Annotated in this window: 18 protein-coding genes; 8 read left to right on the top strand and 10 right to left on the bottom strand. The window is 42.8% G+C overall.

What is annotated here, in order from left to right:
- Positions 1–440: 440 nt before the first annotated feature.
- Together RV13_RS16580 and RV13_RS16575 are read left to right on the top strand one after the other, a co-directional pair.
- Entirely contained in the window at positions 441–599 is a 159-nt protein-coding gene (locus RV13_RS16580; protein ID WP_002302358.1) for a helix-turn-helix domain-containing protein, read from the top strand.
- Positions 600–670: 71 nt separating this feature from the next.
- Positions 671–1,891 carry a tyrosine-type recombinase/integrase gene (locus RV13_RS16575; RefSeq protein WP_002302356.1) on the top strand — a complete coding sequence of 407 codons (1,221 nt, stop codon included), beginning with the start codon at positions 671–673 and terminating at the stop codon, positions 1,889–1,891.
- A 92-nt stretch (positions 1,892–1,983) separates the two neighbouring features.
- Here the strand turns inward: RV13_RS16575 and rpsI are convergent, their stop codons facing one another.
- Both rpsI and rplM read right to left on the bottom strand, forming a co-directional pair.
- Positions 1,984–2,376: a 30S ribosomal protein S9 gene (gene rpsI / locus RV13_RS16570; RefSeq protein WP_010744355.1), complete on the bottom strand. Its 393-nt coding sequence runs from the start codon at positions 2,374–2,376 to the stop codon at positions 1,984–1,986.
- A 16-nt stretch (positions 2,377–2,392) separates the two neighbouring features.
- Positions 2,393–2,821: a 50S ribosomal protein L13 gene (gene rplM, locus RV13_RS16565; protein ID WP_192926194.1), complete on the bottom strand. Its 429-nt coding sequence runs from the start codon at positions 2,819–2,821 to the stop codon at positions 2,393–2,395.
- 351 nt (positions 2,822–3,172) lie between these two features.
- On the opposite strand from rplM, the gene RV13_RS16560 reads away from it, so the two are divergent.
- Both RV13_RS16560 and argH read left to right on the top strand, forming a co-directional pair.
- Entirely contained in the window at positions 3,173–4,381 is a 1,209-nt protein-coding gene (locus RV13_RS16560; RefSeq protein ID WP_010744353.1) for an argininosuccinate synthase, read from the top strand.
- A 321-nt stretch (positions 4,382–4,702) separates the two neighbouring features.
- The gene (argH, locus tag RV13_RS16555) at positions 4,703–6,073 is read left to right on the top strand and encodes an argininosuccinate lyase (protein WP_010744352.1); all 1,371 of its coding nucleotides are present in this window, start codon (positions 4,703–4,705) and stop codon (positions 6,071–6,073) included.
- A 40-nt stretch (positions 6,074–6,113) separates the two neighbouring features.
- Here argH and lacD read toward each other — a convergent pair whose 3' ends face one another.
- From lacD to pfkB, 4 genes are read right to left on the bottom strand one after another with little or no spacing between them, the layout of a single operon-like run.
- Positions 6,114–7,088 carry a tagatose-bisphosphate aldolase gene (gene lacD, locus RV13_RS16550; RefSeq protein WP_010744351.1) on the bottom strand — a complete coding sequence of 325 codons (975 nt, stop codon included), beginning with the start codon at positions 7,086–7,088 and terminating at the stop codon, positions 6,114–6,116.
- On the bottom strand, positions 7,085–7,543 hold the full coding sequence (locus tag RV13_RS16545) for a PTS sugar transporter subunit IIA (RefSeq protein WP_010744350.1): 459 nt from the start codon (positions 7,541–7,543) through the stop codon (positions 7,085–7,087). Before RV13_RS16545 ends, lacD begins: the two co-directional genes overlap by 4 nt.
- Positions 7,544–7,556: 13 nt before the next feature.
- Positions 7,557–8,999, bottom strand: a complete 1,443-nt coding sequence (locus tag RV13_RS16540) for a PTS fructose transporter subunit IIC (protein ID WP_010744349.1) — start codon at positions 8,997–8,999, stop codon at positions 7,557–7,559.
- Entirely contained in the window at positions 8,981–9,931 is a 951-nt protein-coding gene (gene pfkB, locus RV13_RS16535) for a 1-phosphofructokinase (RefSeq protein ID WP_010744348.1), read from the bottom strand. The genes RV13_RS16540 and pfkB overlap by 19 nt, the downstream gene beginning before the upstream one ends.
- A gap of 147 nt (positions 9,932–10,078) precedes the next feature.
- Between pfkB and RV13_RS16530 the strand changes: the two genes are divergently transcribed.
- The 3 genes from RV13_RS16530 (at position 10,079) to RV13_RS16520 (ending at position 13,141) form a co-directional block, all read left to right on the top strand.
- Positions 10,079–10,828, top strand: coding sequence for a MurR/RpiR family transcriptional regulator (locus RV13_RS16530; RefSeq protein WP_010744347.1), 750 nt, complete (start codon positions 10,079–10,081; stop codon positions 10,826–10,828).
- A gap of 86 nt (positions 10,829–10,914) precedes the next feature.
- On the top strand, positions 10,915–12,444 hold the full coding sequence (locus RV13_RS16525) for a DUF1538 domain-containing protein (RefSeq protein WP_060789500.1): 1,530 nt from the start codon (positions 10,915–10,917) through the stop codon (positions 12,442–12,444).
- Positions 12,437–13,141, top strand: a complete 705-nt coding sequence (locus tag RV13_RS16520) for a hypothetical protein (protein WP_010744345.1) — start codon at positions 12,437–12,439, stop codon at positions 13,139–13,141. Before RV13_RS16525 ends, RV13_RS16520 begins: the two co-directional genes overlap by 8 nt.
- Before the next feature lie 41 nt (positions 13,142–13,182).
- Here RV13_RS16520 and RV13_RS16515 read toward each other — a convergent pair whose 3' ends face one another.
- Positions 13,183–13,650: a Dps family protein gene (locus tag RV13_RS16515; protein WP_010744344.1), complete on the bottom strand. Its 468-nt coding sequence runs from the start codon at positions 13,648–13,650 to the stop codon at positions 13,183–13,185.
- Between the two features lie 199 nt (positions 13,651–13,849).
- Between RV13_RS16515 and RV13_RS16510 the strand changes: the two genes are divergently transcribed.
- Positions 13,850–14,467, top strand: a complete 618-nt coding sequence (locus tag RV13_RS16510) for a prepilin peptidase (protein ID WP_081630572.1) — start codon at positions 13,850–13,852, stop codon at positions 14,465–14,467.
- Here the strand turns inward: RV13_RS16510 and msrA are convergent.
- The 3 genes from msrA to rpoC form a co-directional block, all read right to left on the bottom strand.
- The gene (msrA, locus tag RV13_RS16505) at positions 14,449–14,973 is read right to left on the bottom strand and encodes a peptide-methionine (S)-S-oxide reductase MsrA (RefSeq protein ID WP_028020490.1); all 525 of its coding nucleotides are present in this window, start codon (positions 14,971–14,973) and stop codon (positions 14,449–14,451) included. The two genes, RV13_RS16510 and msrA, sit on opposite strands and share 19 nt — an antisense overlap.
- Before the next feature lie 145 nt (positions 14,974–15,118).
- Positions 15,119–16,219, bottom strand: a complete 1,101-nt coding sequence (locus tag RV13_RS16500; RefSeq protein WP_010744342.1) for an LCP family protein — start codon at positions 16,217–16,219, stop codon at positions 15,119–15,121.
- Positions 16,220–16,432: 213 nt separating this feature from the next.
- The gene (gene rpoC, locus RV13_RS16495) at positions 16,433–20,086 is read right to left on the bottom strand and encodes a DNA-directed RNA polymerase subunit beta' (RefSeq protein ID WP_010744341.1); all 3,654 of its coding nucleotides are present in this window, start codon (positions 20,084–20,086) and stop codon (positions 16,433–16,435) included.
- Positions 20,087–20,240: the final 154 nt, after the last annotated feature.

The raw sequence follows: 20,240 nt of genomic DNA, 5'->3' as shown, positions 1-20,240 counted from the left end.
AGGTTTTAGAAATGATCGGCAGACATTATCTTAACAACCAGATAATTTTATTCAGCACCGTATTATCTATATTGAATTCTCGGAATCAAGATAAATTTTTTTCCGTTTTTGTTTCTTTTTTAATCTTCTTCTTGTTATTAATAGTGATTAGGATGATATTCCTATATTGATCTTTGATAATTAGATATAATTTTTGAATAACGTTCCCTGCTATTCGAGCTAGAAATACAAGTACGCCATGACCTAGTTAGCGACAACTACTTAGAGATTTCTTTTGTTCTGGGACAACAAAATGCCATGACAATAGCAGTAAATAATGATACTTCCGTAAGGCTCGCCGTAAACTGGGGAGAGGTGAAATTCCTATGTGCTTACCCAAAGCGGTTCAAAAATTTTAAACTATTATTTTAGGAGATGATTTTATAAAATCGAAAGCCTACTTGAATAAAAAACAAGCCTGTGAATTTCTAGGAATTGATAATAATACTTTAGATAAGTGGATTCGTGTATATAATTTTCCAGTAATAAAAATTGATGGCGTAGTTCGCTTTGACGTAGAGGATATCAAAGATTTCATGAATACATTCAAAAAAAATTGAAATTTTCTTCTCGTCACATATACTATAAATAGCGAAATGTACTGCCTTACTTTTTAAAGGAGTGAGGAAGTTTGCCTACAAAGCTTTCAAATGGGAAATATAAAACTAATCTGAGGTATCCAAAAAAATTCAGAGAAATCACTGGAATTGCATCAGAGAAGTATCAAAAAGTATTTCCAACTAGGCAATTAGCTATTAAGGCCGAAAGGGAAATGAAAAAGAAGATTGAAACAGTTTTAAGAGAGGAGAATGCAAACTCACTAGAATTGAAAGGAAAAATAAAATTTAAAGATTTTTATGAATCAAAATGGCTTCCTAGATATGAACTAGGTCAAACTACTAGGTCAAACAGGGCTCCAAGTAATGTAACAATTAGTAATACTAAGGATATATTCCGATTGCACATCCTTCCAATGTTTGGTGAATATGCAATGAATTATCTGAATTCAAATACTGAGATAATATCAGATGAATTAACAAAAAAATCGAAAGAATACGCAAATATAAAAATTATCAAAGGATATGTCCGTTCTATGTTTGATATTGCAGAAATACTAAATTATATTGAATTTAACCGAACTACCAAAATTATTCAATGTATCACTGCACCTAAAAAAATTGCTTTAGAAGAAAGAAGGATACGGGAAGGTAATCAAGCATTATCGTCAGAAGAGCTTATTGCTTGGATAGAAGCAGTAAACACTGACTTGAATAATCACTTGCTTACTCTTCATGACTATACTCTTTTCATGCTTACCCTATATCTTGGTGATAGAAAAAGTGAGACGTATGCTTTGCAATGGAAATATATCGACTTTGAGAAACAAACGGTTCGCCTTAAACATGCTTTGGATAAATATCAAAAAAAGAAATTTACAAAAGGTCGAAAGGATACCGTAATTCAAGTACCCGAAATTGTAATGGCATTACTAAGCAAATGGAAATCAGTGCAAGCTGAGCAATTGTTGAGATTAAAAATTAATCAAACACCAGATCAGTATCTCTTTACCTATACTAAACCATCCGGAGAAGTAAATTGCCCTGTTCACGCTGATTACCTAAACTATCGAATCAATTCAATTAAAAGACGACATCCTGAATTGGCTCATTTATCTCCACATAAGCTTCGTCATACCTATGCAACTATAGCTAGACAAGGCGGAGCAAATATGAATCAAATATCTAATGCTTTAACACACTCAGATATTTCTACTACAAAGATATACGTAAACACACCAGATGTAGTTGATAAGACTGTTTTCGAAGCATTTCAAAAAGGATTAAAGAACTAGGATGAATGTGTTCTCGAATGTGTTCTTAAACTAAAAAAAGACACTTTCCAAATAATTGAAAAGTGTCTTGAAACATTGATATACAAAGAATATTAACGTTTTGAAAACTGTGAAGCTTTACGAGCTTTTTTAAGACCTGGTTTTTTACGTTCAACCATACGTGAATCACGTGTAAGTAATCCAGCGCGTTTTAATGGTGCGCGGAAATCAGGATCTACTTCTAATAAAGCGCGTGAGATACCGTGACGGATAGCGCCGGCTTGACCTGCGTAGCCCCCACCGTTTACGTTTACGAATACATCGTATGAACCTGCTGTTTCAGTAACGCCAAATGGTTGGTTGATTACTAAACGTAGGTCAGCATGTGGGATATATTCTTCAACGTCTTTTTTATTTACAGTAATTTTACCAGTTCCTGGTACTAAACGTACGCGAGCAACTGCATTTTTACGACGGCCTGTGCCGCTATATTGAACTTGTGCCAATGAATTTCCCTCCTATTTAAATTAAGTTTGTGATGTCTAAGACTTCTGGTTGTTGTGCTGCATGTGGATGTTCTGCTCCACCGTATACGTGAAGTTTCATGCCTTGAGCGCGACCTAAAGTGTTCTTAGGAAGCATACCTTTAACAGAAGTTTCGACCAAACGGCGAGAATTTTTAGCACGCAATTCGCCTGCTGAGACTGATTTCAATCCACCAGGGAAGTTTGAGTGACGGTAGTAAATCTTGTCAGTTGCCTTTTTACCTGTTAATTTAACTTGATCTGCATTGATTACAATTACAAAATCACCAGTATCTACATGTGGTGTGAATGTTGGTTTATTTTTGCCGCGTAGTACAGATGCAACAACTGTTGAAAGACGTCCTAAAGGAACATCAGTTGCGTCTACTACGTACCATTTACGTTCTACTTCGCCTGGCTTAGCCATATATGTTGTACGCACGTTTTTTTCCTCCAATTTCGATTTCGAATGTTTGACAAACACTTGAGTTTCCGGGGCTCTCGTGGGGCAAACAATACCATTTACCATAATACTTGCTAAGCCTTGGCATGTCAATGTTTTTCTCTTTGAAAACGCAAATTCTTTTCATTTACGCTGCGTGTTTCTACTATACAAAATGAATGCTAATATACACACTAAACTGAATAAAGAAACGTATTTTTAAAATTATTTTGCATAAATATTTAAAAAGTGCTTGCTTTTTGTATTTTACGATGCTAATATTGCTTCAACACATTAATTAGATTTTAATGAAAAAGCGATAAGGGAGCAATCAGGATGAAAGAAAAAGTGATTTTAGCATACTCAGGTGGTCTAGATACTTCAGTCTCAATCAAATGGCTCGTCGATGAAGGTTACGACGTGATTGCCTGCTGTTTGGATATTGGAGAAGGCCGCGATACTGAATTTATTAAGAAAAAAGCACTGCAAGTTGGTGCGATTGAATCTTACGCCATTGATGCGCGTGAAGAGTTTTCGCAGGACTTCGTATTAATTGCGCTGCAGGGCAATACCTACTATGAAAATTCTTACCCATTGGTATCGGCGTTGTCTCGTCCATTGATTTCGAAAAAATTAGTGGAGTTAGCACATCAGACAGGAGCAACGACCATCGCTCATGGCTGTACCGGAAAAGGAAATGACCAAGTTCGTTTTGAAGTTTCCATCGCTGCCCTTGATCCAAACTTGAAGATCATCGCGCCAGTCCGTGAATGGAAATGGTCTCGTGAAGAAGAAATCAATTACGCGGCTGAAAAAGGCGTGCCGATCCCAGCGGATCTAGACAATCCTTACTCCATCGACCAAAACTTATGGGGACGTGCCTGCGAATGCGGTATCTTAGAAGATCCTTGGGCTACTCCGCCAGCTGGAGCTTATGCCATCACTGCTGAATTAGAAGATACACCAGACAAACCAACAATCGTTGAGATCACCTTTGAAAAAGGGGTGCCGACAGCGTTAGATGGGGAAGAATTATCTTTAGCGACATTAATCATGAAACTGAACACGATCGCCGGCGTACATGGTATCGGCAGAATCGATCATATTGAAAATCGTCTAGTGGGCATCAAATCGCGTGAAGTTTACGAATGTCCCGGTGCAGAAGTGTTGATGAAGGCGCATAAAGAATTGGAAGATCTGACCTTTGTTCGTGAGATGGCGCATTTCAAACCAGTTATTGAACAGCAGCTCTGCCAAATGATCTATGACGGACTGTGGTTCAACCCGACGATGGACGCGTTAATCGCCTTCTTGAAACAATCCCAAGAAGTCGTGAACGGCGTATTGCGTGTAAAACTCTTCAAAGGCAATGTCATCGTTGAAGGACGTAAATCTGACAACAGCTTATACAACGAAAACTTGGCGACGTATACGTCTGCTGATACCTTCGATCAAGATGCAGCGATCGGCTTCATTAAATTATGGGGCTTGCCAACAAAGGTACACGCTGAAATCCAGGCGGAGAATAAACAACCGAGTATTTAATGAAATTGCAAGAGGAACCAGATGTGAGGCGGCTTTTACTTGCCGGTAAATAAGGCCGTCCGGTTTCACATCTTGCCATTGCTCTTAGGAGAGTTTCTTTTCCGGTCAGGAAATAAGGAAACCAGCAATGTTTTCATCCTGAGGTATCTGAGAAGATGCCTCCTCCCTAAATGTGACTGCTTAATGAATCCATGGATTCATTAAGCTAACTATTTAAAGAAGTCGCGAGGATACTTCGCTGAAAAAGACCGACTAGTCGGTCTTTTTTTAGCAATACACTTCTTATATACTGATTATAAAAGAAAAGCGAGGACAACTATTATGGCAAAACTTTGGGGCGGGCGTTTTGATGGCAAAAATGAGGCCTGGATCGACGCATTTGGGGCTTCCATCCCCTTTGACCAGCAATTAGCGACACAAGACATTACCGGTAGTTTGGCTCATGTTAAAATGCTTGGGGAAACAGGTATCATCACCAAAGAAGAAGCGCAGCAAATCATCGCAGGATTAACTATATTAGCAGAAAAAGCGGCAAAGAATGAATTAACCTTTACGATTGAAAATGAAGACATTCATTTGAACTTGGAGAAAATGCTTCATGACGAGATCGGACCTGTCGCCGGCAAGCTTCACACCGCTCGCAGCAGAAACGACCAAGTCGCTACCGACATGCATTTATACTTGAAGGAGCATTTGGCTGAGATTATCGAGAAGGTTCATCATTTTCGTGCGGTACTGGTCAATAAAGCCGAAGAGCATGTTGAAACGATCATGCCTGGCTATACCCATCTACAGCATGCGCAGCCGATTTCCTTTGGGCATCATTTAATGGCCTATTACGGGATGCTGACGCGGGATCAGGCACGCCTTGAAGAAAGTCTTAAGCGGGTGGATATCTCTCCGTTAGGCTGCGCGGCGCTTGCGGGAACGACTTTTCCGATTGATCGCCAGATGACCGCGGACGAGCTGGGCTTTGCGGATATTTACATGAACAGTCTTGATGGTGTCAGCGATCGGGATTTCATTCTTGAATTTTTAAGCAACAGTTCGATCTTAATGATGCATCTCTCTCGTTTCTGTGAAGAGATCATTCTATGGTGCAGCCATGAGTTTAAATTTATTGAATTAACCGATACGTTTTCGACGGGCAGCTCCATTATGCCGCAAAAAAAAAACCCGGACATGGCAGAATTGATCCGTGGAAAATCTGGCCGTGTCTTCGGTGATTTGATTGGTTTATTAACCGTCATTAAAGGATTGCCGTTGGCTTATAACAAGGACCTGCAAGAAGACAAAGAAGGTATGTTCGATACAGTCCATACGGTAGCGACTAGCTTAGACATCATGGCCGGTATGGTCGATACCATGAAGGTCCATACCCAGACTATGCACGATGCGACAGAAAAAGATTTCTCTAACGCGACGGAGCTGGCGGATTATTTAGCGGCGAAGGGCATCCCTTTCCGTCAAGCTCATGAGATCGTTGGGAAATTGGTCTTGGCCTGCACCCAAAAAGGGATTTTCCTGCAGGATGTGCCGTTAGAAGAATATCAAGCTATCCATTCTGTGATCGAAGAGGACATCTACGACACCTTGTCTTCTAAAACGGCTGTCACACGTCGTCATTCTCTAGGCGGTACTGGCTTCGACCAAGTCAAAAAACAAATTGAATTGGCGAAAGAAGCCTTATAAGACATTAAAAACGACTGCCCGCTACAGGCAGTCGTTTTTCTTATGCATTCGTATAAACTGAAGTGGCAGTTTCCTTTAATACCGCATTTAATTCTTCAATGTTTCGTCTGCCTTCTTCGGATAACCAGGCAACTGCTTGTCCTTCGCTTTCTTTTACAAAGGGCTCTACTCCATTCGCCCAAGTTGCTCGTCCACAAAGTACCCCATTAAAGGTTGAGCCCGCTTGTTTCGCGAAGCGTAAAGTCTCTTGGAACAGCGCTGCACTGACACCGGCGCTTAAGAAAATAAACGGCAGATCTGTGGCCTCTGATTGCTCTTTGAAGTAAGCCGCAGCCTCTGATTGGCTGTAGCAGACTTCTTGACCATAGCCTTCAACAAAGTTCATGTTTACCGGGACCTCTACCTTTAAAACATCCACTTGATAACGTCCCTTAGAAAATTCCCGCATCGCTTCAATCACTTTGCGGGGCTTCACCTTCACGTAGTCTAAGGATGAGGCATCTGTGATCTTGGCGTCATAGGACACGATTTCTAAAAAGAAAGGAATATCTTCTGCGGTACACTCAGAACCGATCCGCTCCATATACGCCCGCTTTTGCTCATTGATTGCTTCTGGCTCATCCACATCGTAATAGAGCAGGAATTTGCAGGCATCGGCACCGGCTTCTTTCAGACGCTTGACTGACCAAACATTTAATACATCGGGCAAACGCCCAGGGGTTGTCGCGTCGTAGCCCGTTTTTTCATAGGCCAACAGCAGTCCGCAATGGGCGTCCCGCACGTCCGCGGCAGGCAGACCATATTCTGGATCTAACAAAATAGCCGACGCATAGGGCGTTAACTCCTGAGAAACCAGCTCCTTGAATTTGATGATATCATCTGTCGTTGCTTCCTTGTATTTGCCGATCATTTTCTTCAAGGCGCCCCGTTGATCGATCGCTAGCGCACCAATGATTCCCGCTTCATTTGTCAGTTGATCTAAATACTTCTTCTTTCCTGCACTGATTGTCTTCATTCATTCTCACCTATTTTTTCATTTAGTAATGTTGCGATTTCCGTTTTTGTTTGCGCCACTTTCAGCTGTTCCGTCACTTCGTTTCGCATCAACAGCCGAGCGACCGCGGATAATAATTTCAAATGAGTCGTTCCCGCCTCTGAATCAGGAATAAACAACGCGATGACAAAGTTGATCCGCTGACCATCCATGCTGTTCCACTCGATTCCCTGATCCAGCGTAACAATGAGGATGCTGGGTTCTTTGATCGACTGATCCTTCGCATGTGGAATCGCGAAGCCGTCCATCATACCGGTCGTTCCTTCATTTTCACGTGCGACTAATTTCTGATACACCTGCTGCTCATCGGCTGAAATACCTAAAGCCACAGTTTGTCTCGCTAAAAATTCAAAGGCTTCTTTTTGAGTAGACAGTGATTGATGTAAAAAGATGTTTTCTTCTTGAATGATCCCCATGCTCGTTCTCTCCTTACTCTGCGATGGCTGATTTATCTGCTTGTTCCGCATTGGCTTTTTTCTCTTTCGCAGCGACACTGCTCTTTTGGATCAATCCCAAAATGACTCCGCCGATAATTGAACCGATGAGAATCGAGAATACCCATTGGAATTTCCCTGTTACAACTGGCAATACTAAGAAGCCGCCATGAGGTGCTGGTACTTGCACACCAAACATATACGTTAAAACAGCCGCAATTGATGACCCCAGCATCATCGTTGGCAATACGCGAATCGGGTCCTTTGCCGCAAATGGGATCGCACCTTCTGTAATATGGGTAGAGCCTAAAATGAAGTTGACTAACCCAGCATTGCGATCATTCGTATCGAAATATTTTCCAAAGAATAAGGTCGCGAATCCTGTGATCAACGGCGGTGCGATACAAGCTGCTGAGACGCCTGCCATAAAGGTCGTATTTCCTTGCGCTAATAATGCCGTTCCTGTTACATAGGCTGCCTTATTGATCGGGCCACCCATATCAAAGGCACACATACAGCCAACGATCACCCCAAGGACTAAAGGATTCGAATGTTCAAAGCCAGCTAAAAAGCTCATCATGCCTTCATTTACAGCCTTCATCGGTCCTGCGAGTAAAGACATCACGATCCCGATCACCGCTACACCAATGACTGGATACAAGAAGATGGCTTTCAAACCGTCTAGCTGTTTTGGCAGCACCTCTAAAACTTTTTGCAGGAATAAAATGAAGTATCCCGCTAGGAACCCGGCTAAAATCCCGCCTAAAAATCCAGTACCGCCATTCATTGCGACGATCCCGCCGACAAAACCTACAACTAACCCTGGTCGTTTCGCGATTCCCTCTGCAATATACGCGGCTAATACGGGAACCATCATCCCCATCGCCGCATCACCGACAGCTTTTAGCATAGCGGCTGTCGCGTTATACTGAGCATTCTCTGGATCAAAGGAATAGATTCCCCAGACAGCAAAGGAGATGGCGATTAGAACACCACCCGCCACGACAAAAGGCAGCATATGGGAAACACCGTTCATCAGGTTTTTATAAATGCTGCGACCAAAACTCGTGCCGCTTCCTGTTTCCTGCTCTAACGCATCCACCGAATGATTCTCTGCAGCGATAACACCTTTTCCAGCCAACGCGTTGTCAATCAAGCGCTCGGCATCCTTAATCCCTGTACTCACAGAAACATCGATGATTCGTTTGCCTGCAAATCGTTCTGGATGGACATCCTTATCTGCCGCGATAATCACGGCCTCCGCATTCTTGATTTCTTCTGCGGTTAATTCATTTTCGACTCCGATCTGTCCGTGTGTTTCAACTTTGATCGTTACGCCCTTTTTCTTCGCCGCCTGCTCCAATGCTTCCTGTGCCATATAAGTATGAGCAATGCCTGTCGGACACCCTGTTGCTGCGATTAATTGATAATTTCCCATGATTTTACCCTCTCTTCTTTGATTTCAATTTGTTTACTTAAGGCTTCTACATCTAAAAAATCTGTCAGACCTTTACGAAAGGCTGTCGAGCTGCCAGCCGCTAAGCTTTTACGCAATGTTTCCTCCAGCGGCTGATGGCTTAAATGACCAGCTAAAAAGGTTCCCAATAAGGTATCCCCTGCACAAGCCGTGTTGACTACTTTTCCCTTTGGCGAATTTCCTCGAATAATTTTATCTTGTGTGAAAAAAATGGCTCCTTCTCCGCCAAGTGACAGCAGTACATTTTGTGCGCCGGCCGCTAATAATTGCTGACCATAAAATAAATAAGCCTCCTCTGTATCAATGACTTGTCCAAACCAGGACGCCAGCTCTTCTTCATTTGGCTTCAGTAAAAACGGGTGGTAAGGCAAACAGTCCATGACTTCTTGATAGCTGCTGTCAATGATCAAATGAATGCCGCGTTCTTCGCAGATCCGACTGATCTCGATCAAAATCGTAGGCGCTACGCCTCGTGGCAAACTTCCTGAGATACATAGATAATCCTGCGCCTGTAAATTCCTGATCTGATCCAAAAAGGCTTGCACCTTTTCAGGTGGGATCTCCGGTCCTTGATTGACTAATTTGTATTCCTCCTCTGTTTGATTGACTTGTGTGAAGACATTGATGCGAGTCATCCCCGGAACTTCAATAAAATCTGTTTGAATCGCTTTTTCCTGTAAATAATCTTCTATATAGTTTCCAGTGAACCCTGCACGAAAACCCAATGCCGTCGTTGGAATTCCCAACATTTTTAAGACGAGGGAAACATTCACGCCTTTTCCGTTTGCTTGGATATCATCATCCTTCGTTCGATTCACGACAAAAGGATCCATGGTGTCTGTTTCAATAAATAGATCAATGGCTAAATTCATAGTGCATGTATAGATAGACATGAGTGACGACCTCCTTGTGCCTATTATGCAACGTTCCACACCGAAAAGGTTTTCATATTTTCGCTAATTCATTGAAAAGCTTTACATCTTTTTATGAAACGTGATACTTTTTATATAACGTGATGCTGAAAGAGGGTTAGTAAAACAATGGATCACAAATTAAGCGAAACGGAGCAATACCTCTGGGACTATATTGAAAGCCATATTCTTGAAGTCCCTAATTACTCCATCGTCAAGCTGAGCGAGCAGGCCAATGTTTCTACGGCTACGATTGTGCGAACGATGAAAAAGAAAGGCTATGAAGGCTTCACTGCGTTCAAACACCATTTAAAAGAGCAGGAAAACAAAAACATCAACTTCTCTTCCTTAGATAAAGTCGATGAAGGCATTCGGCGAGCGATTTTAAAAAATGAGCAAGAGGTTATTCGAACGATTAATATGATGAAAATCGGCAATATCGAGGATGCGATCCAAAAAATAAAATTCGCGGATCGGGTGTTTCTCTTTGCGCGGGGCTTTTCGGAGATGATCGGTCAAGAAATGATGGTGAAATTCCAATTGACCGGAAAAAATTGTCAAATGCATACCGATCCGGAAATTATTAAAAATATCAGTCGAAAACTGACCAAACAGGACATCGTCATTTTTATCTCTCTAAACGGTGAGACGAAGGAGCTGGTCGTCGCCGCTAAAAACTGCTACGACGCGGAGATCGGCTCTATCCTGCTAACAGCGAACAACACCTCTAGTCTGATGAATTATTGCGAGATCGCCTTGGTCGGCTTCAAGTCTGAAGGCTCCTATTTTCCCGATTACGAAGTGCGCTCACGCCTGCCGCTGCAGATTATTGCACGGATTTTGCTGGATTCCTATGCGTTGCGTGTGACGGATAATTAAAATTGCTGTAGTCAACAAAGAGGATCTACAGTTTTTGGATGCAAACCAACATTCCTCTGTCCAAAACAGAAAAAAGGAGTGAAACGATGAATCAAAAATTAAAAGAAAATATTTCTGAATCGTTATCCGCAGTCTTGCCGATTACGATCACGGTGCTGCTGGTAAGTGTTTTTCTTGTTCCAATGGAGATTGGGACCTTTGCTATGTTTCTCATGGGAGCAGTGATGCTTATTATCGGGATGGGCTTTTTCCAGCTGGGGGCGGAAATGTCCATGACCCCTCTCGGTGAAGGGATGGGGATCCAGCTCTCAAAAAGTAAAAAAATCGGACTACTAGCTTTCAGTGTTTTTATTATCGGCGCGGTTATTACGATCGCAGAGCCTGATTTACAAGTATTGGCCGATCAAATGCCGGCGATCCCTAGTAATTTACTGGTTTGGACGGTGGCGATCGGTGTTGGGATTTGTTTGACCATCGCTGTCTTGCGAATTTTATTCAAAATCAATTTATCCCTCTTACTGATGGTGCTATACTTGTTGGTAATCTTACTTTCTTTTCTTACACCAAACGATTTTGTCCCTGTCGCCTTCGATTCAGGCGGGGCTACTACAGGTCCGATCACCGTTCCCTTCATTTTAGCTTTAGGGGTCGGGTTGGCATCGGTGCGAAGCGATAAAAATGCTTCTGACGACAGCTTTGGTTTAGTTGCGATTTCAAGTATTGGGCCTATTCTAGCCGTCTTATTACTAGGCATCTTCTTTCAACCGACGGATGCTTCCTACACCCCTACAGAGTTTCTTGATGTCAGTACGACACAAGATGTCATGCGGGAGTTTATGCTTGAACTGCCGCATTTTGCGAAAGAAGTCCTTATTTCGATGCTGCCGGTTGCTCTGCTCTTTTTTATCTTTCAGCTTATCAGTCGTCGGTACCATCACAGACAGTACATACGTATGATCGTGGGGCTCATCTACACATATATTGGGCTGGTCCTTTTTCTAACCGGTGTGAGCATCGGTTTTGCTCCAGTCGGCAGTTTATTGGGGGGCGAATTAGCGGCTAGCCAATACAAATGGCTGCTCATTCCTATCGGGATGCTGATCGGTTACTTTATTGTAAAGGCCGAACCCGCCATTCAGGTATTGAATCACCAAGTTGAAAATGTTACTGGCGGATCAATCTCCGCTTCTTCCATGAATATCTGTCTCTCCATCGGAGTGGCAGTCAGTGTGGGCTTGGCGATGACACGTTCCATCACAGGCGTCAGCATTTATTGGATTATTATCCCAGGCTATCTGATTGCCCTGCTTCTGTCCCGCTTTGTTCCAAAAATCTTCATCGGTATCGCCTTTGACTCCGGCGGGGTTGCAAGCGGACCAATGACCAGTACCTTCCTGCTCCCTCTCTGTATTGGCGTCAGCGAATCCTTGAATGGTAATATTATGGCGGATGCTTTCGGTGTTGTGGCGCTTGTCGCATTGACACCATTGATCGCTATTCAGATTATGGGGCTTGTTTTTAAATGGCGCGAAGGCAAAGCTGCACAAAATGCGGCGTTAACAATAGATGAATTGAATGAAATCGAAGAATGGGAGGACACTGAAGAGGATGCATAATAAACCGGCTGTTCAAATGTTGACATTGATTATAGATTTAAAAGATAAGAAAAAAGCCCACGCTATTTTTGAAGCGGAAAAAACACCCGTCCACTATTTATGTATCGGAGAAGGAACGGCGACAAACGAGGTCATGGACTACCTCGGATTAGGCACCTCCGAAAAAGCGATTTTCATGTGTCCCGTTTTAAAAAAATGTGTCCCTGGTCTATTGGCCGCTCTTGGAAAAGGCTTATGTCTTCATAAGCCTAACAGAGGCTGCGCGTTTACTTTCCCTATTTCAGGAGCAAGCAGCTATATCACGAAAATCTTAGACTCAGAAATGCAGGACAAGATTCAACATCACATGGAAAGAGAGGAAAAACAGATGATCCAGGAGGCAAAACACAGCTTACTCATGGTCACCATCAATCAAGGGTACAGCGAGGAGGTCATGGTGGCCGCTACTGCAGCTGGCGCGGCTGGCGGAACGGTCGTCCACGCTCGACGGCTTGATTCTCAAGAAACTCTGAAAAAATGGGGGATCAGTATCCAGCCTGAAAAAGAGATGGTCTACATCTTAGTCGAGCACGACAAAAAAATGGCGATCATGAAAGCCATCAGCAAGCAATGCGGTCTCCAAAGTGACGCGCAGGGCATCTTGATCTCGATTCCCGTGGATAGTGTGATTGGCCTAAATTCTGATCCAGCGCTATAAAAAAGAGGTTCTCATCTTATTGATGAGAACCTCTTTTTGAATTAAGCATCGATTTCAGGTGCTTTTCCTAGATGTGCTTGAATCATCCAAATACGTTTTTCAGTCGCTGTTTTGAATTCGATGAAGATATCTTGTGTTGGATCATCGCCTTCTTCACCTGTTACGTCGATCCCTTTTTGGTAAAGGTCTGCTAAGTAACGGTAGCCGTCAACAAGCGTAGCTAAGCGTTCTTCCATTGTACGATCCCAACGTCCTACTTCGTCTGGGATTTTTGTTTGGTCAGCCATTTCACGTAATGTTGAGTAAGGTGAGCCGTCTAATGTGATTAAACGTTCTGAAATTTCGTCCAATTGATCGTTCACGTCATCCATGAAATCGTCCATCATTGGGTGTAATGTCAAGAAGCCCGGGCCGCGCATATACCAGTGAGTTTGGTGAATGACCATGGACATTTGACTCAAGTCTGCAACTAGTTGGTTCAATACTTCTTTTGTTTTTTCGTATTTCATTCCTTCATACCTCCTAATTTATCTTCCATTAAAAGCATAATACAATTATGGCAAAAGCACAAAGAAAATGCTGGAATTTTGCTTGCTTTTCGTATCTTATTGAAAAAGGGAGGTGAGAACAATCCTACATTTCATCTTTGGAACAGTTATCGGGTCCTTTTTAGCGGTCGTTTGTACCCGGGTCCCATGAAACGAATCGCTGCTTTATCCGCCTTCACACTGTGACCATTGCCAGCACAGACTTCGACCAGTCGAAATGATTCCTTTAGTCTCTGCTTTGCTTCAAGGATTTCAGTGTACCCACTGCCGGCAAAAATTTTCGAAACGCAGCTTCTGGCTGGAATTGTTTTGCGGCCTTCTCTGTTGGCTTTTTTTACAGGAATATCAGTGGGATAATCTTTGGACCTTGTTTTGGTTATTCAGTTCATTAGTCTTAGCGGTAATCGATTGGGATTATTTGATTGTAGAGATGCGGATTTTTTTCATAACGAGCATTCTTTTACTCATTAGCGGAATTTTTCTTTTTCCGATTTATTGGACCCATCCACTGGCTGTTTGTGCCCTCTTTTATCTTAGCCAAAAAATTCTCCCAAACAGCTTAGGTTCGGGAGATCTTTGGGTGGTCGGGTTGTGGAGCTTCTTTTTATCAGGCTATGAGCTGCTGCAGCTTCTATTTGTCGCATCGTTGAGCGGATTAGTCTTTTTCGGCTATCATGCGCTTCGTAAGAATCCCCCAGAACGTCTGCCGTTTCTACCCTTTTTGTTTATCGGGCTCTTAGTTTTGCTTTTGAAAAGCCATTACGCTTCCCAATTTTGACGAATGAAGCCGCGTCGACCAGAGCCTTCGCTATAGGCAGCATAATGCTCAGGATTTTTTTGGTAAAAATCTTGATGATACTCTTCGGCTGGATAAAAGGGCTGTACTGGTTCGATTGCTGTAACAATCGGTGCACTGAAGCGCCCACTTGCCTGAAGTCGTGCCTTAGATGCCTCTGCCGCTTCTTTTTGTTCAGGTGAAGCATAAAAAATCACTGGACGATAAGAATCGCCACGATCCGCAAATTGACCAAAGGCATCCGTTGGATCTGTTTGCTGCCAATAAATCGCCACCAGCTGCTCGTAAGAAATCACTGCTGGATCAAAGGTGATCTCCACTGCTTCAGTATGACCTGTTGTCCCACTGCAAACTTCTTCGTAGGTTGGATTGGGCACGTGTCCGCCCGTATAGCCTGAAACGACTTTTTTGATACCGGGCATTTGATCAAACGGCTTCACCATACACCAAAAACAGCCGCCAGCAAAAATTGCTTTTTCTTCTGTCATAAAATCGTCCCCCTTTTGCTTTCATCATAACCATTTTTGAGAAAAATGAAACGATTCTGCTTAAGAAGGACTTCTCAATCTTTAACGTAACTAGAAAGCGGGTGTGACAAGAATGTTGTCATACCCGCTGTTTTATTTACTCTTTTTAATAATTATCCTTGTCGATGGGATAAAGGATCTTGCCATACCCAGTATAATCATAATGGGTGCCTGCACTGATCTTATCAACTTCGCTATCATCAAAGAACAATTGATTGTCGTCGTCCTCGTCTAGATTCGGTAACTTTTTCTTCGTAGGCAAATCTAGCTGCTTCTTCACAAGGTTCTGTTCTTCCAATAAATTATTTAATCCTAAAATTTGGAAGTAAATATCGTTGATCATTTCGCCCTGGCCTTCTACTTGGGTCTGCTTGATATTCTCAGCTGCTGGGGTATAATCCTTTGCGACCGTCAGCATCTCACTCCAGCTCAGGTCAGTCCGTACGTAATCTTCTACCGCATGCAGGTATTTTTTATACTTCGTGACAGAATTGACGGACAAAATTTTATGGACGATCTTCGATAAAATCTCTCGTTGTCGTGCTTGTCGGCCAACATCGCCTTTAGGGTCTTCATGACGCATCCGTACATATTCTAACGCATGTCTTCCATCTAAGGTTTGTTTGCCTTTTTTCACATGAACGCCATCTAATGTAAAATCAATCTTGTTGTCGACCTCGATGCCGCCCACCGCATCAACTAACGTCTTCAAGCCCTTCATGTTGATCTCGATATAATGATCGACAGGAACGTCCATCATTTCTTGCACCGACTCAATCGCCATCTTCGTGCCGCCTAACGAATAAGCCGCGTTCAGCTTGTCATAATAGGTGTCGCCTTTTGCGACATAATTATTCTCGTCACCCTTATATCCAACGATCTGAGTATAAATATCTCGATCCAAACTCGTCATCATGGTTTGCTTTTTCTTTGGATTGATCGTTACCAGCATCATAGAATCGGAACGCCCTTGATAGGTTCGCCCTTTATCACCTGTATCCGTCCCCATTAGAAGAATCGAAAAAGGTTCGCCACTTTTTAAATCGACCGTATCTGATCGAGTATTTTTATAATTGACTTTCTTCGTCATTTTACTGATTGCCTGATCCACATCACTATTTACCTTCAACAGGTAAACCGTCGCAGCCCCAACAAGCAGCACGATGACACCCACAACAATCAAGATAATTTTCTTTGTTCTGCTCATGTAGCACCTCAAAAATTTTACGTACTAATAATAGTTTCCGTCATTTTCTCACAAAAACGGTTCTGACAATAGTCTTTCTTTTATGCTCTAAACGAAATTTAATATCTGATCAAAGTGACCGCTACCATTTCGCCAGATACCTTCCTATAATAGCGCGAAAATAAAAAGACCACAAGATTCTTTTGAATCTTGTGGCCTTCCTCTATAGGTAGCTTAACTTAATGGATTGTTCAAAGCGTCTTCAGCAGCCATTTGCGCTTCAATATCAGAGATACTGTAAACATTTTCGCTTGCCACAACGACTTCTTTTGGTTCCATGTTACGGTATGTCGCCATACCTGTACCGGCAGGGATAATCTTACCGATGATAACATTTTCCTTCAATCCAAGTAATGGATCTTTCTTACCGCGGATCGCAGCATCCGTCAAGACACGAGTCGTTTCTTGGAATGATGCGGCAGATAAGAAGCTGTTTGTTTCCAATGATGCTTTGGTGATACCAAGCAAGACAGGACGAGATGTCGCAGGTGTGCCACCAGCAACCAAAGTATTGTAGTTTTGGTCTTTAAAGTCAGCAATATCAAGCAAAGTACCTGGCAAGATATCTGTGTCGCCTGGGTCCATGACGCGGACTTTACGCAACATTTGACGAACCATTACCTCAATATGTTTATCGCCGATTTCTACCCCTTGCATACGGTAAACACGTTGTACTTCACGTAACAGGTACGTTTCAACAGAGATAACATCGCGAACTTGCAGCAAGTGTTTTGGATCGATGGATCCTTCTGTTAATTGTGCCCCACGGTGAATCATGTCCCCTTCAACGACTTTCATACGAGCAGTGTAAGGAACTGTGTACGTACGAGTATCTGTTTCACCCTTAACGGTAACTTCCTTCGTACGAGTTGCTGCATCTTCAGCGATCTCAACAACTTCACCTGTTACCTCGGTAATAACAGCCAACCCTTTAGGATTACGTGCTTCGAAGATTTCTTGGACACGAGGAAGACCTTGTGTGATATCGTCTCCGGCAACCCCACCGGTATGGAATGTACGCATGGTCAACTGAGTACCAGGTTCACCGATTGATTGAGCGGCGATGGTACCAACTGCTTCACCGACTTCAACGTCGTCGCCAGTTGCCAAGTTGCGTCCGTAACAATGTTTACATACACCATGTTTCGTATTACATGTGAAGACTGAGCGGATCGTTAATTTCTCAACGCCAGCGTCAATGATGCGTTTCGCATCTGCTTCACTAATCAATGCGTCTGCAGGTAGTAACACTTCACCTGTTTCAGGATGCATAACAGATTTTTGTGTATAACGTCCAACTAGACGTTCTTCTAATGATTCGATAATTTCGTTTCCTTCGCGAATCGCAGAGATTTCCAACCCGCGGTCAGTACCGCAATCTTCTTCACGTACGATAACATCTTGGGCAACGTCAACCAAACGACGAGTCAAGTAACCTGAATCGGCTGTCTTCAAGGCGGTATCGGTCATCCCTTTACGAGCCCCGTGAGTAGAGATAAACATTTCCAAGACAGATAGACCTTCACGGAAGTTTGAGATGATCGGCAATTCCATGATTTGTCCATTCGGAGCGGCCATCAGTCCACGCATACCAGCAAGCTGAGTAAAGTTGGAGATGTTACCACGGGCTCCAGAATCAGACATCATGAAGATTGGGTTCTTCGCATCTAAAGATTCCATTAGTCGTTGTTGAATTTCATCTTTTGCCGCATTCCAAACAGCGATAACACGTTCATAACGTTCGTCGTCAGTAATCAACCCGCGACGGAATTGTTTCGTGATCGTGCCAACTTGTTTGTGGGCGTTGTCGATGATTTCTTGTTTTTCTGCCAGCGCCATGATATCTGCGATACCAACGGTCATACCAGCATGTGTTGAATGTTTGTAGCCTAAGTCTTTCATACGGTCAAGCATCATTGATGTATCCGTGACTTTGAAACGTTTGAAGACTTCAGCGATGATGTTTCCAAGATTTTTCTTCTTGAATGGCAAGATGATTTCTTGTTCCTTAATCGCTGCTGGAATATCTGCACCTTTTTCGACAAAGTATTTGTCAGGGGTGTATTGTGTTAAGTTGAAATCTGTTGGTTCGTTCAAGTAAGGGAACTCTTGCGGCATGATCTCGTTGAAAATAATTTTCCCAACGGTCGTGATCAGCATACGTTCTTTTTGTTCTTCAGTGAATGGTTTGTCGCCTAAAGTATTAGGATCAACAGCCACACGTGAATGCAAGTGAACGTAGCCATTACGCCAAGCTAAAACAGCTTCATTCATGTCACGGAAGATCATTCCTTCACCTTCGCGGCCTTCTTCTTCCATTGTTAGGTAGTAGTTCCCCAAGACCATATCTTGAGATGGGGTAACAACTGGTTTACCATCTTTAGGGTTCAAGATGTGTGTTGCGGCCAACATCAACATACGAGCTTCCGCTTGCGCTTCTTCTCCTAGTGGTAAATGAACAGCCATTTGGTCTCCATCGAAATCGGCATTGTAGGCTTCACATACTAATGGGTGAAGACGAATCGCGCGACCTTCTACTAAGATTGGTTCGAAGGCTTGGATACCTAGTCTGTGCAACGTAGGTGCCCGGTTAAGTAATACTGGATGTTCCTTGATTACTTCTTCCAAGACATCCCATACAACGTCTTCTTGACGTTCGATTTTACGTTTTGCATTTTTGATATTTGAAGCAATTTCACGTTGAACCAATTCTTTCATTACGAAAGGTTTGAACAATTCGATCGCCATTTCTTTTGGCAGACCACATTGATACATCTTCAAGAAAGGTCCAACAACGATAACGGAACGGGCAGAGTAATCGACACGTTTACCCAGCAAGTTTTGACGGAAACGACCTTGTTTCCCTTTCAACATGTGAGACAAAGATTTCAATGGACGGTTACCAGGTCCAGTAACTGGACGGCCACGACGACCATTATCGATTAAGGCATCGACTGCTTCTTGCAGCATCCGTTTTTCATTTTGAACAATGATGTTTGGTGCATTCAAATCTAACAAACGTTTCAAACGGTTGTTACGGTTGATTACACGACGGTATAGATCGTTCAAGTCAGAAGTCGCAAAACGACCCCCTTCTAATTGAACCATTGGACGTAGATCTGGCGGAATGACAGGGATAACATCCATAACCATCCAGCCTGGTTGATTGCCAGAAGAACGGAACGCTTCTAAAACATCTAAACGACGGATTGCCCGTGTACGTTTTTGACCTTGAGCCGTTTTCAATTCTTCTTTTAATTCTGCTGATTCTCCATCTAAGTCCACTTGATCTAATAATTGTTTGATAGCTTCGGCACCCATTGCCGCATGGAATTCTTGACCGTATTGATCACGTTTTTCACGGTATTCACGTTCAGTCAATAATTGTTTCTTCTCTAGGCTAGTATTACCTGGATCGATTACGACATACGATGCAAAATAGATGATTTCTTCCAACGCACGTGGACTCATGTCTAGCACAAGACCCATCCGAGAAGGAATTCCTTTGAAATACCAGATATGTGTAACAGGAGCTGCTAATTCAATGTGACCCATACGTTCACGGCGAACTTTCGAACGAGTGACTTCAACACCACAACGGTCGCAGACAATCCCTTTGTAACGGATCCGTTTGTATTTCCCACAGGCACATTCCCAGTCTTTGGTTGGCCCAAAAATTCTTTCATCGAATAACCCTTCGCGTTCAGGCTTCAATGTACGGTAGTTAATGGTTTCCGGTTTTTTTACTTCACCGTATGACCAGCTTCTGATTTTTTCAGGAGAAGCCAAACCTATTTGCATACTTTCGAATTTATTTACATCGATCAAAAGGGTTTCCCTCCATTTCATTTTATCGTAAGTCAGCTAGGGGATAGCTGACTTACACATGCATAAACGGTGTTCCAGAAGCAGCTTCTTCGGAAACAAGCCGAAAGTTCATCAAATTTGAGAAACAATTTTTTTGAACTTCCTTCTCATTTCC

The sequence above is a fragment of the Enterococcus raffinosus genome (assembly GCF_001886185.1).
Taxonomy (GTDB): Bacteria; Bacillota; Bacilli; order Lactobacillales; family Enterococcaceae; genus Enterococcus_A; species Enterococcus_A raffinosus.
This window is presented reverse-complemented; position numbering and strand designations above follow the sequence as displayed.

Bases quoted from the DNA above. Each gene is read 5' to 3' on its own strand.
- pfkB (WP_010744348.1), bottom strand. From the start codon at position 9,931: ATGTCTATCTATACATGCACTATGAATTTAGCCATTGATCTATTTATT.
- lacD (WP_010744351.1), bottom strand. From the start codon at position 7,088: ATGAAGACAATCAGTGCAGGAAAGAAGAAGTATTTAGATCAACTGACA.
- RV13_RS16525 (WP_060789500.1), top strand. From the start codon at position 10,915: ATGAATCAAAAATTAAAAGAAAATATTTCTGAATCGTTATCCGCAGTC.
- RV13_RS16560 (WP_010744353.1), top strand. From the start codon at position 3,173: ATGAAAGAAAAAGTGATTTTAGCATACTCAGGTGGTCTAGATACTTCA.
- argH (WP_010744352.1), top strand. From the start codon at position 4,703: ATGGCAAAACTTTGGGGCGGGCGTTTTGATGGCAAAAATGAGGCCTGG.
- RV13_RS16540 (WP_010744349.1), bottom strand. From the start codon at position 8,999: ATGGGAAATTATCAATTAATCGCAGCAACAGGGTGTCCGACAGGCATT.
- rplM (WP_192926194.1), bottom strand. From the start codon at position 2,821: ATGGCTAAGCCAGGCGAAGTAGAACGTAAATGGTACGTAGTAGACGCA.
- msrA (WP_028020490.1), bottom strand. From the start codon at position 14,973: ATGACAGAAGAAAAAGCAATTTTTGCTGGCGGCTGTTTTTGGTGTATG.
- RV13_RS16530 (WP_010744347.1), top strand. From the start codon at position 10,079: ATGGATCACAAATTAAGCGAAACGGAGCAATACCTCTGGGACTATATT.
- RV13_RS16500 (WP_010744342.1), bottom strand. From the start codon at position 16,219: ATGAGCAGAACAAAGAAAATTATCTTGATTGTTGTGGGTGTCATCGTG.
- RV13_RS16520 (WP_010744345.1), top strand. From the start codon at position 12,437: ATGCATAATAAACCGGCTGTTCAAATGTTGACATTGATTATAGATTTA.
- RV13_RS16515 (WP_010744344.1), bottom strand. From the start codon at position 13,650: ATGAAATACGAAAAAACAAAAGAAGTATTGAACCAACTAGTTGCAGAC.
- RV13_RS16545 (WP_010744350.1), bottom strand. From the start codon at position 7,543: ATGGGGATCATTCAAGAAGAAAACATCTTTTTACATCAATCACTGTCT.